12 protein-coding genes are annotated in these 9,927 nt (G+C 70.3%); 4 read left to right on the forward strand and 8 right to left on the reverse strand.

Annotated elements, in window-relative coordinates; genetic code table 11:
- Positions 1 to 49: 49 nt before the first annotated feature.
- Entirely contained in the window at positions 50 to 400 is a 351-nt protein-coding gene (locus ACWDTP_RS34300; protein ID WP_450027692.1) for a cupin domain-containing protein, read from the reverse strand.
- Positions 401 to 461: 61 nt separating this feature from the next.
- Between ACWDTP_RS34300 and ACWDTP_RS34305 the strand changes: the two genes are divergently transcribed.
- On the forward strand, positions 462 to 1,334 hold the full coding sequence (locus ACWDTP_RS34305; RefSeq protein WP_450027681.1) for a GlxA family transcriptional regulator: 873 nt from the start codon (positions 462 to 464) through the stop codon (positions 1,332 to 1,334).
- A 94-nt stretch (positions 1,335 to 1,428) separates the two neighbouring features.
- Here ACWDTP_RS34305 and ACWDTP_RS34310 read toward each other — a convergent pair whose 3' ends face one another.
- The 3 genes from ACWDTP_RS34310 to ACWDTP_RS34320 all read right to left on the reverse strand — a co-directional run bounded on the left by ACWDTP_RS34310 (position 1,429) and on the right by ACWDTP_RS34320 (position 5,233).
- Positions 1,429 to 2,646, reverse strand: a complete 1,218-nt coding sequence (locus tag ACWDTP_RS34310) for an NAD(P)/FAD-dependent oxidoreductase (protein WP_450027682.1) — start codon at positions 2,644 to 2,646, stop codon at positions 1,429 to 1,431.
- Positions 2,647 to 2,686: 40 nt separating this feature from the next.
- Entirely contained in the window at positions 2,687 to 4,669 is a 1,983-nt protein-coding gene (locus ACWDTP_RS34315; protein ID WP_450027683.1) for an MFS transporter, read from the reverse strand.
- A 198-nt stretch (positions 4,670 to 4,867) separates the two neighbouring features.
- Entirely contained in the window at positions 4,868 to 5,233 is a 366-nt protein-coding gene (locus ACWDTP_RS34320) for an RNA-binding S4 domain-containing protein (RefSeq protein WP_450027684.1), read from the reverse strand.
- Between the two features lie 41 nt (positions 5,234 to 5,274).
- Between ACWDTP_RS34320 and ACWDTP_RS34325 the strand changes: the two genes are divergently transcribed.
- On the forward strand, positions 5,275 to 6,558 hold the full coding sequence (locus ACWDTP_RS34325) for a hypothetical protein (RefSeq protein WP_450027685.1): 1,284 nt from the start codon (positions 5,275 to 5,277) through the stop codon (positions 6,556 to 6,558).
- On the opposite strand, the gene ACWDTP_RS34330 is transcribed toward ACWDTP_RS34325, so the two are convergent.
- From ACWDTP_RS34330 to ACWDTP_RS34345, 4 genes are all read right to left on the reverse strand, one after another.
- A complete protein-coding gene (locus ACWDTP_RS34330) occupies positions 6,500 to 7,123 on the reverse strand; it encodes a hypothetical protein (RefSeq protein ID WP_450027686.1) in 624 nt (207 codons plus the stop codon). The two genes, ACWDTP_RS34325 and ACWDTP_RS34330, sit on opposite strands and share 59 nt — an antisense overlap.
- Positions 7,120 to 7,692 (reverse strand): hypothetical protein, encoded by a 573-nt coding sequence (locus ACWDTP_RS34335; RefSeq protein WP_450027687.1) that lies wholly within the window; start codon positions 7,690 to 7,692, stop codon positions 7,120 to 7,122. The genes ACWDTP_RS34330 and ACWDTP_RS34335 overlap by 4 nt, the downstream gene beginning before the upstream one ends.
- Positions 7,689 to 8,273, reverse strand: a complete 585-nt coding sequence (locus tag ACWDTP_RS34340; protein ID WP_450027688.1) for a hypothetical protein — start codon at positions 8,271 to 8,273, stop codon at positions 7,689 to 7,691. Before ACWDTP_RS34340 ends, ACWDTP_RS34335 begins: the two co-directional genes overlap by 4 nt.
- 116 nt (positions 8,274 to 8,389) lie before the next feature.
- Entirely contained in the window at positions 8,390 to 8,842 is a 453-nt protein-coding gene (locus ACWDTP_RS34345) for a MarR family winged helix-turn-helix transcriptional regulator (RefSeq protein ID WP_450027689.1), read from the reverse strand.
- Between the two features lie 86 nt (positions 8,843 to 8,928).
- On the opposite strand from ACWDTP_RS34345, the gene ACWDTP_RS34350 reads away from it, so the two are divergent.
- Positions 8,929 to 9,222, forward strand: coding sequence for a hypothetical protein (locus ACWDTP_RS34350; protein WP_450027690.1), 294 nt, complete (start codon positions 8,929 to 8,931; stop codon positions 9,220 to 9,222).
- Between the two features lie 87 nt (positions 9,223 to 9,309).
- A partial coding sequence (locus ACWDTP_RS34355; RefSeq protein WP_450027691.1) for a hypothetical protein occupies positions 9,310 to 9,927 on the forward strand: 618 nt, incomplete at its 3' end.

Here is a 9,927-nt window from a genome sequence, read left to right on the forward strand (position 1 = left end):
CATCAGGGACAGATCGGGTGCCGATCTGTCCCTGATGTGAATCTCGGCGTTAGCCCTGCGGGTAGAACACGAACAGTGTGCAGCCGGTTGCCGTCTGGGGGATGTGCCAGGATCCCGCGGGCGCGTGGATGAACGACCCTTCCGGGTAATCGCGGACACCGTCGTTGAAGGTTCCGGAGATGACGTAGACCTCTTCCGGGCCGGGTTGGTGCACGTCGGTGCCCTCCCAGCAGGTGCCGGGGTCCATCTCGAGCACGTGTGCGGTGGCGCCGTCCTCGCCCGACCACAGCGACCGTAGCCGGATGCCGGGGAACAGCTCCGTGGTCGGTGTCCGGGCGACCGAGGCCCAGGTGTAGCCCGGCATGTTCGGTCCGTTGAGTGTTTCGGTCACGTTGTCCATGGTCGAGCGGCCGGTCACGGCGCTCAGTGTCTGGATAGACACTGATAGGTACTATCAGGCCATGGCTGCTCGCAGGCACCGCGTGGTGGCGATGGTCCACCCGCCCCAGGGCCTTTTCGAACTCGCGTGCGTCACAGAGGTTTTCGGGACCCACCGGCATCCCGTGCCGGTCCGCTACGAGCTCACGGTGTGTGCGGAGACGCCGGGTGAGGTCGCTACCACGAGCGGATTCGGCATGACCGTCTCGGCCGGACTGTCCGCCCTCGAGGAGGCCGACACCATCGTGCTACCGGGCTGGCGGCCCGTGCAGGCTCCCATCTCGGCCGCCGTCCGTCGCGCCCTGTGCGCCGCGCACCGGCGGGGTTGCCGGATCGCGACGATCTGCAGCGGTGTGTTCGCGCTCGCCCAGACCGGTCTGCTCGACGGACGGCGCGCCACCACGCACTGGGCGGCGGCCACCGAACTGCAGTCGCGGTTCCCGCGCATCCAGGTCGATCCCGATGTGTTGTACGTCGACCACGGGGACCTGGCCACCAGTGCCGGCGCCGGTGCCGGAATCGACCTCTGCCTGCATCTGGTGCGCGCCGACCACGGCGCCGGTTACGCGGCACAGGTGGCCCGCCATCTGGTGATGCCTCCGCATCGGGAAGGCGGCCAGGCCCAGTACGCGACGCATCCCTCGGCGACGAATCCGCCGCCCTCCCTTGCGGATCTGCTGGATTGGGTGGGGGACCGGCTCGATGAACCGATCGCCTTGGAAGACATGGCCGATCATCTGCACATCTCGTCGCGCACCCTGACCCGCCGATTCGCCGAACAGCTGGGAGCCAGCCCGGGACGCTGGCTGCTCGCCCAACGCATCAACGCGGCCAGGGCCCTGCTGGAGGAGACCGATCTGCCGGTCGAGGCCATCGCCACCCGGGTGGGGCTGTGATCGGCGACCAACCTGCGGCGCCGATTCCACGCCGCGGTGCACACCACGCCGGCCGCCTACCGTCGGGCGTTCCGGCAACGCAGGGACCCCTAGCTCACCGGCCCCGCGCGGGGCGGGCCTGCAGATCGGGTGCGGCGGCGCCGAGCAGCGCATCCCGGTCGCCGGTCAGCGGCGGATAGATCCGCGCGGTGTTGATGGTCGTCTTGGTGGCCTTGGCCTCCGCACCGGTCGCGACGACGAGCCGGTCCCACCCCTCGGTATAGACCGCGCCCGCCGGGCCGAGATCCAAAACCGTGACGTACCACGGGATCTTCAGCGACAGCATGGGCTCGCCGGTCAGGTCCGCGATCGCGTTGTGGCCGGCGTAGCGGCCCATCGGCCTGCCATGCTGACACGACATCACCGAGACATGCTCGTCGTCCATCATCGCGGCGGCCACATCACCGGCCGCGAACACGTCGGGCACGCCGACGACGCGAAGCTGGTCGTCAACCGGCAGCCGGCCGAACCGGTCCAGCGGGACCCGGAACTGTGCGGTGAGCGGATTCGCCCGCATCCCGACGCACCACACCACGGTCGCTGCGGGCACCACCTCGCCGGAGGACAGGGTCACCGAATCGGCGTCGACGGCCGTCACGCCCACCCCGGTGCGTGTCTCAACCCCGTTGTCGGACAGGGCGGTCTCGATGACCGGGCGTGCCGAGGCACCCATATCCGAGCCGACAGCGGGATTGTGGTCGACCAGCAGGACGTGCGGTGTCACCGCGCCGGCGAAGATCGCCGACAGCCGCCCCGGCAGCTCGCACGCGGTCTCGATGCCGGTCAGACCCGCACCGACCACCACGACGGTGCCGGCACCGGGTCGGTGCCGGTCGGCCGCCAACCCGTCGAGGTGGGCCGCGAGCCGGGCGGCCCCGTCGAACGTGTCGACGTCGAAGGCGAACTCCCGCAGGCCGGGCAGGTCCGGGCGGATCACCCGGCTGCCCGCCGCCAGGATCAGCCGGTCGTAGCCGAATGTGGTTGTCTGCCCGTCTTTCCGGGCCGCGACGGTGCGGGCGTCGGGGTCGATGGCGGTGACTTCGGCGACCACGTGACCGACGCCGACCGGATCGAGGACGGTGGCCAACGGGATCCGGCAGTCGGTCAGGTCGGCTTCGTAGTTGCGGACCCGGATGTCGTGGAACGGACGGTCGGTGAGCACGGTGATCTTGACCCCGGCCGCGCGTGCCCCGAGTTCGTCGACGCGCCGCGCCGCGCCGAGCGCCGCCCACAACCCGGCAAAGCCCGAACCGATGACGAGGACATCGCTCACCACACCCACCCTGCCATGGCCGCCGGTGTGGTGAATCGGGTCAGGAGGCGTTCGAGGCGGCCTGGGCCGCCGCGGGCTGCGGGATGACCAGCACCGGGGTGGTGGAGTGCGCGGCGACCGAGGCGGCGACGCTGCCCTCCAGGTGCCCGAGGAGTCCGCTGCGCCGGTGTGGGCCGAGCACGACCAGGCTGGCGTCGTGACGCTGAGCGGTCTCGACGATGCCCTTCCAGGTGGGCGCCGCTTCGACGGCGACGCTGCAGGACCGGAACCCGGCCGCGTCGGCCAGTGCCGCACCATGGGCGGCGGTGCACTCGGCGGCCCGGCGAACCTCGGTGGCCTGGTCGGCGTCGAAGTGATCGGGCCCGGTGGGGGTGAATCCGACGTCGACGGGCTGCCACACGCAAACCACCAGGGCGGTGCGTCCGGGGGCCAGCTGACCGGCGGCCTGCTCGATGGCGTATGCCGCGAGGTCGGAGCCGTCGTAGGCGAATACCACCGGCCCGCCCATGCCGTTACGGGGCAGAACGGGTGCGACGGCGGCAGTGGGCGCCGGCGACGGTGCCGGGGGCGGCAGATCGGAGCGGAGCTTGGCCAGCAACGGCGGGGAGTACCAGGCCGGGGAGTCGCCGTCGAGGAACTGGTCCAGGTCGGGGCGCTGCGGGCGGGCACCGCTTAGTGCGTAGACCGCCACCCCGAAGACGGCACCGCCGAGCGCCAAACCGAATCCGATCCAGAGGGCGTCGCCGGTGCCCTTGGTGAGATCGGTCGACACCGTGGCGGCGAAGTAGGCGAAGATCGGCGCCACCATGAACGCCGCCACCGCCCGGAACAATTCGATGATCGCGAAAACCCGTTGCAGGCTGTTGGATTGCAGCGAGAAGCCGGCGACGAACAAGGCGGGGGCGACCGTGGCACCCAGGGCCAGGCCGGTCAGCGCCGAGGCGATCAGGGCCAGCGGCTGATTGGCCGGAATGGCCAGCTGAAACACCACGATGCCCGCGGCCAGCAGCCCCATCCCGATCAACGGCAGATAGTGCATGGAACGCCGCGTGATGACGTGGCCGAAGACGAACGCCATGACGATCGCGCCGCCGAGTTCGGGTAGGTACAGCAGCCCGACCCGCACCGGGTTGTAGGACTGCAGGAAGACCTGGGCGGTCAGGGCGGTCGCGGCCACGGACGCGGCGGCAGCGAACAGTGCGACCCCGACCCCGGCGACCGGGATCGAACTGGTCAGCATGGTCCGGATGGTCAGCAGCGGGCGACGGGCCCGGAACTGGTAGACCACCAGCACCACGATGAGCAGCAGGCCGCCGAACATCGGCGCCGAGACCGCCGCATCGCCGAAGCCGTGGGTGGTCAGCTGGGCGGCGCCGATGAAGGCGGCCGCGCATCCCACCGAGGCCAGGCCGATGGCCCACAGGTCGCGCGGGGCGTCGAGATCGGCGGGTGGGGCGTCGTCGAAGGTCAGCGCGGCCATCACCAGCGCGGTCAGGGCGATCGCGGCCACGATCCAGAACAGCGGGCGCCAGGCGTGTGCCTCGGCCTGCACGCCGCCGATGAACGGGCCGAGCGCGACGGCACCGAACACGCACATGTTCATGATCACCGCGGTGTGGCGCAGTTTGTCTTTCGGGAAACCGATGGTCAGCGGCGGGGCGGCAGCGATCAGCAACATGCTGGTCGCCAGCCCCTGCAGGATGTGTCCGCCGACGAACATGCCGGGGCTCTGAGCCGCCGCGGCCAGCACCGAACCCACCACCAGCACGACCGCGTAGAGCAGCAGCATCCGGCGTTGGGGCAGATGCTGGGCGAATTGGACGGCGAGGACGGTACCCACGGCGTAGGCGGCATTGCCGAGGCCCGAACTCAGGCTCAGCGCCTGCGGGCTCATGTGGAGTTGCTCGGAGATGATCGGCATCAGCGGGTCGATCGCCGCGGACAGCGCCAGGTACGGAATCAACGCGAGGGTGACCATCGCGGCCACGGCTGGATACCGCCCGGCGAGGGGGCCTTGACGCATCAGGCCCGCCCGTCGATGGCTGTCGGAAGGGCGCGACGTTCGCACGCCGTACGTGGGCAGTTCATCAACGGATTCGGGTGCGGCACGTGTCGGTTGAACTGTCGTCGGAGCGGTTTTTATTCCCGCGCGGGCGGCTTTCGCGAATTCTTCGCTGTGGGAAGCGTCACATCCGCGTTGCTCGAACCGGCTTGCGGACGTTCAGGTTTGGCGTGCGCGCCACCGGTCCAGCATCCGCCGGTCCCGCTTGGTGGGCCGCCCGGCGCCGCGGTCGCGGACCGCGACCGGCACCGCGGTGCTTGGCGCAGGCGCGGGGGTCCGGTCGAGGTAACAGGTGACGGCGTCGGCCGCGCCGACGCGTTTCTGGATCACCCGCACCACTTCGACGATGCGGGTCCGGTCGCCGACCAGGGCCCGCACCTCGTCACCGGGGGAGACCGTGGTGGCCGGTTTGGCCGGCCGGTCGTTGACCCGCACGTGCCCACCTCGGCACGCGACGGCGGCATCCGGTCGGGTCTTGGTTAGCCGGACCGCCCACAGCCAGCGGTCCACCCGGGTCGATTCCATGGATTCCATAATGGACCGCGCTCCCTCAGTACGCTGTCGTGGTGGAATCTGCGCGGGGGTTCGTGCGAGATGCCCTCGACGTACTGCTCGGGGCTGGCCGGCTGCTGGTCCGGCACTGGCCGGTGCTGCTCAGTATCGCCCTGTTGGGTATGGCGTTCCGCGGGGCCGCGCTGTGGACCGCGGTCAAGGTCAGCGACCACGTCAATTGGCTGGGCCACGGGCTGGTCATTCTGGCGCCGCTGGGTTTCCTGGTCGCGATGATCGCGATGCTGCACGTGCTGCGCCACGATCTGACGAACACCGACCGGGTCGCGTCGAGCCTGGCACCACCGGATGCCACCACCGGACGGGAACGGCGGCTGATCGACGTGACGACGTCGATGGTGGTGCCGTTCTTCGCGGTGTATGTCAGCGCCGGACTGCTGACCGAGGACGTCGCACAGTTCCTCAACGAGGCGGGCGTCGACGAACTGAACCAGATCGATCTGTACGCCACCGGCACCGGGCCGGACTTCAGCCGGGTGTTCATCAACAGCTGGTACCTGGTGGTCGGGCTGGTGCTGGCCGCCTGGGTACTGCGATTCACCCTGGGCCGGGCCGAGAAGCGTTGGCGGTTCCTCGGATTCGCGATCATGGGCGCGCTCGTCGAGGTGTACTGGTCGGCCAACGCCGCGGGCTACATCGACCGGGAGAAGGCCACGGTCACCGATTGGCTGCAGAGCCGGGTCGTCGTCGCGCGGGCCACCGAGGTCTACGACGCCGCGGTGGAACACCTCGGCCCGTTCGGTGCCCCGGTGCGGACCGGGATGACCTGGCTGACCCACGTGCTCAGCTCGCTGGACGTGGTGGTGATCGTCCCGCTGGCCTGGATCACCGTGGGCGCCGTGGTGCTCGGCCACAAGGTGGCGCCCGCCCCGAACTTCGAACACCCGTGGCTGAGCCGGGCCAAGGTGGTGCCGAAACCGGTCGCCAGCGCCGTCGCGGGCCTCGCCGACGACGTCACATCGCGGTTCACGGCCTTCTTCGCGGGGCTGCGGATGATGATCAGGGCAGGGCTGGTTCCGATGCTGTTGTTCGGGCTGGCCTCGCTGCTGGCGCTGCGGGTGCCGTATCTGGTCAGTTTCGTCTGGCGTGCCGTGGTCGGACCGGTCGACAGTGACACCTTTGTGGCGTGGGCGCCGGTCGAGGGGGCGATCGAGGACGCGCTGATGCTGACCGTGCTGGCCGCATTGCTGGCCGCGGGCGTCGACCGGATGCTGCGGCCGGTCAGTTCAGCTGCACCGCAAGATAATCCGGTTCCTCCCACCACAGCAGTACCTGGGTGATCCTGGCCTCTCGAGGCACCACGACCACGGGCCGGGTGCTCCACCGCGGTGGGCGTTCCTCTCCCGGCCACACGGTTCGTGGTTCTCCGGCCGTGATCGACGGGCGCGGGCCCGGGTGCTCGTCGGGCACGCAGGGAAACATCGTCTGGGACACGTTGTTGACGACCGGGCGGTACGCATAGCGGTTGCCGTCGTCGTCGACCAGGGCCAGTCGGCACCCGTACAGCACCTGATCGGGCGCGGCCCGGAAATCCATGGTGACCGCGCGCCCGGTCACCTCGGCGGGCAGGCCGAGCGGCGTGGGTTGGCCCGACTCGTCGGCCCGATCGGCCGGTTCCGAACCGGTCACCTTGACCGTGACGGTCCTGGTGCTGTCGCCGGTCGCGTCGGTGAACGTGTCCGACCAGGTCACCCACTGGCCCTGATCGCCCGTCACGGCCGCCCGTCGCAGATCTTGGTCCCACCAATAGTCATGGATCCGTTGGGCATTGGCGCCGGCGGCGAGTATCAGCGTGACCGGCAGGGCCAGCAACCCCCAGCGGTTGCGCCGCAGCCAGGCGGTCACGACGTCGCCATCCGGGCCGGGGTGATCTCCATCGTCGCACCGGTAGCCCGGAGGTCGGCCACGTCATCGGATCCGATGCCCAGGTCGATCCTCGCCACATCGTCGCGGCGGTCGTCGAGACCGTTGCGGGTGAACACCAGGGTCGCGCCGGCCAACCCGTCCTCGGGCATCTCGAAGGGGACCTGCACCCGCCACGGCACCCCGGTCGGTGCGGACTCCCAGCTGTATCCGGATCGGGGATCGATGGCGAAGGCGCGGTCTTTGCCGTCCCGCAAGCTGACGCCCGGCTTGTGGAGCGGGCGACCCCTGGCCACCACCGTGAGATCGACGACCAGCCACCTGCCGGGGGTGCCGACCGTGCCCTGCGGTGTGTCGAGGGTGCGGGCCGTCCGGACGGCGTCGGCCGTGACGTCGGCATATGCCAGCCGAATCCGGTCGCCGATCCCACCGGCATGGACGAACGGCCGGACGTCGGTGGCCTCCACGGGCAGCGCCGAATCGACGGTCTGCCCGACCGCGAGCGCGATCAGCACGGCGACACCCATGCCGATGCGGGCCGGCCAGGTCATATCGCCCCCTTGGTCGCATCACGAACGGGCATGGTGAGGGTCGCGGTGGCCTCGGGATCCTGCCAGAGCAACTCGTCGGGGGATATCGTGACGCCGCGGTAGGTCAGCTTGGCCAAACCCAGCGGCAGCTGTTCGGGCACCGGCCCGCCGAACTCCCAGACCAGCGCCAGCCGGTAGGTCAGGCCCGGGTTCAGTACCGCGACGGCGACATCGGAGTCGGCGTCGTAGGCCGATGCGTTCCGCGGCGCCAGCCGGTCGTCCAGCACGACCAGGCTGCGGTTCTCAAACGACGTCGCCCGGGACGCCGGTAACAGCAGGTAGCTGCCCACCGATGCGTTGCTCCGGTTCTCGGCGGTGACCAGCAACACCATCAGGTGGTGTCCCGGATCCGGCCTGGGCGCAACGCCCTTGATCTCGTCGACCACGACCGCTTGTTCGACGGTCAGGGCGAACGGATCGACGGTGACCTCGCTGCCGGGGTCGGCCTTGTCGAGCCGGTCGGTCAGGCGCGCGGGATCGAGCCCGCCGAAGATGCCGGAGACGCCGAGGGCCACCGCCGCGACGGGAACACCGATCCGCATCGTCGGTCTGGCGACCAACCATCGCGAAACGACCCCGCGCGTCCCCACCCGGGTATCTCACCAAGAGGTCGGTGAATCCACAAACAGTTCGGTGTGAGCGGAAGGGGCTCGCGGTGTCACTGGTCGGGCCGTTCGAGGAGGTCGGTAAACCGCTCCAATGCCGCGGCGAACGCCTCCGCCTCGCCCTCCGGCCAATTCGTCAAGGCCGCACCGATCTCCGCGGCCAACGCCCGGCGGGTCGCCGCCAGCGCGCTGTGGCCCGCCGGTGTGAGCGCCAGGAGGGTGGCGCGGGCATCGTCGGGATCGGCCTGACGTGCCACCAAGCCGGCACGTTCCAGCTTGCTGGCGTAGCGGGTGGTGGCCGAACGGTCCACCCCGATGACCGCCGCCAGCCGGGTGGCGGTCGCCGGACCAAGCCGCCCAAGGCCGGACAGCACCGGATACGTGGTGGCGTCCAGTCTGTCGGCGACGTCGTGGACGAGGCGCTGATACAGATTCTGCCGGGTGCTGCGCAGCAACAGCCGGCCCAGCTGGTCGGCGACGCGTTCACCCGGGGACGGTGTCGGCATCCCCACATAGTACGTGACTTATGCACGCAATTTGGTATCGTACCAATATGCGTGCAAACGTCACGCATATTGCGAGGAGGATGAACATGGTCGAACCCACCCCGATCCGGCCCGAGGATGTGCTGCCCGACGGCGAGGACACCACGGCGTTCGGCGGACTCAGCGTCCGCAAGGGCACCATTGCGGCGTTCGTGGCCAACGCGAAGCAGCTCGATGAATTGGGCCCCGGCCATCCGGGCCGCGCCGCCGTCGAGGATCAGCTGCGCGCGCTGGCGCCTGGGCTGCGCGCCGTGGGCCTGTTCGACCTGTTCTCGCCCCACTCGGCGGAGGTTGCGGCCATCCTCGCCGATGCTGGTGCCGACACCGGTGCGACACCCTAGCCAATTTGTGCGACGATGCCTCTAAGCTCGGCTCACCGACCCCGGTCAACAGCACCAGCGGGCGTAACAGGAGGGACCGTCGGATCCATGGCCGAAGGGCACCGCAACACGCTGTCCGTCCGCGCGGCGAAATTCGCGATCGCAGGGGTGACCGTCGCCGGCGCCGTGCTGTCGGCGGCCTCTCCCGCGATGGCCGACCCCGCACCCGTACCGCCGCCACCGTCGGATCCGGCCGCTGCCGCGCCCGGTCAGCCGGTGGCGCTGCCGCCCGACGCCGCTGCGCCGCCTCCGGCGCCGCCACCCGCGGGCCCGCCGATGGTGCCCGAGATCGCGAACCCGCAGTACGGTTCGGGCCAGTACGGATCCGGCCCGATCGGATCCCTGCGGGATCTGTGGCATCAGGCGCAGAACCCGTTCGAACTGCAGGGGCCCGCGGGGCAGTCCTCGGCACCGCCGCCGGGGGCCGGTCCGCCGCCGCCGCTGCCGCCCGGATACGTCTCGATGAATGCGCCCGGATCCGAAACCCCCATGACGGGGCCGGATCCCAACGCCGGGCCGGCACCGGGAAGCCCACCGCTGCCTGCGGGGTACTACCCGTTGAACGGGCCGCCACCGCCCGGGTATCAGTACAACGGCGCACCGGGTAGCCCGGCCGCGCCACCGGCGCCGGGAGCACCCGCGCCGGCCGCACCGCCGGCGCCGGGA

Source organism: Mycobacterium sp. NPDC003449 (assembly GCF_053588415.1).

Bases quoted from the DNA above. Each gene is read 5' to 3' on its own strand.
- ACWDTP_RS34320 (WP_450027684.1), bottom strand. From the start codon at position 5,233: ATGGAATCGACCCGGGTGGACCGCTGGCTGTGGGCGGTCCGGCTAACC.
- ACWDTP_RS34315 (WP_450027683.1), bottom strand. From the start codon at position 4,669: ATGCGTCAAGGCCCCCTCGCCGGGCGGTATCCAGCCGTGGCCGCGATG.
- ACWDTP_RS34350 (WP_450027690.1), top strand. From the start codon at position 8,929: ATGGTCGAACCCACCCCGATCCGGCCCGAGGATGTGCTGCCCGACGGC.
- ACWDTP_RS34335 (WP_450027687.1), bottom strand. From the start codon at position 7,692: ATGACCTGGCCGGCCCGCATCGGCATGGGTGTCGCCGTGCTGATCGCG.
- ACWDTP_RS34345 (WP_450027689.1), bottom strand. From the start codon at position 8,842: ATGCCGACACCGTCCCCGGGTGAACGCGTCGCCGACCAGCTGGGCCGG.
- ACWDTP_RS34300 (WP_450027692.1), bottom strand. From the start codon at position 400: ATGGACAACGTGACCGAAACACTCAACGGACCGAACATGCCGGGCTAC.
- ACWDTP_RS34340 (WP_450027688.1), bottom strand. From the start codon at position 8,273: ATGCGGATCGGTGTTCCCGTCGCGGCGGTGGCCCTCGGCGTCTCCGGC.
- ACWDTP_RS34305 (WP_450027681.1), top strand. From the start codon at position 462: ATGGCTGCTCGCAGGCACCGCGTGGTGGCGATGGTCCACCCGCCCCAG.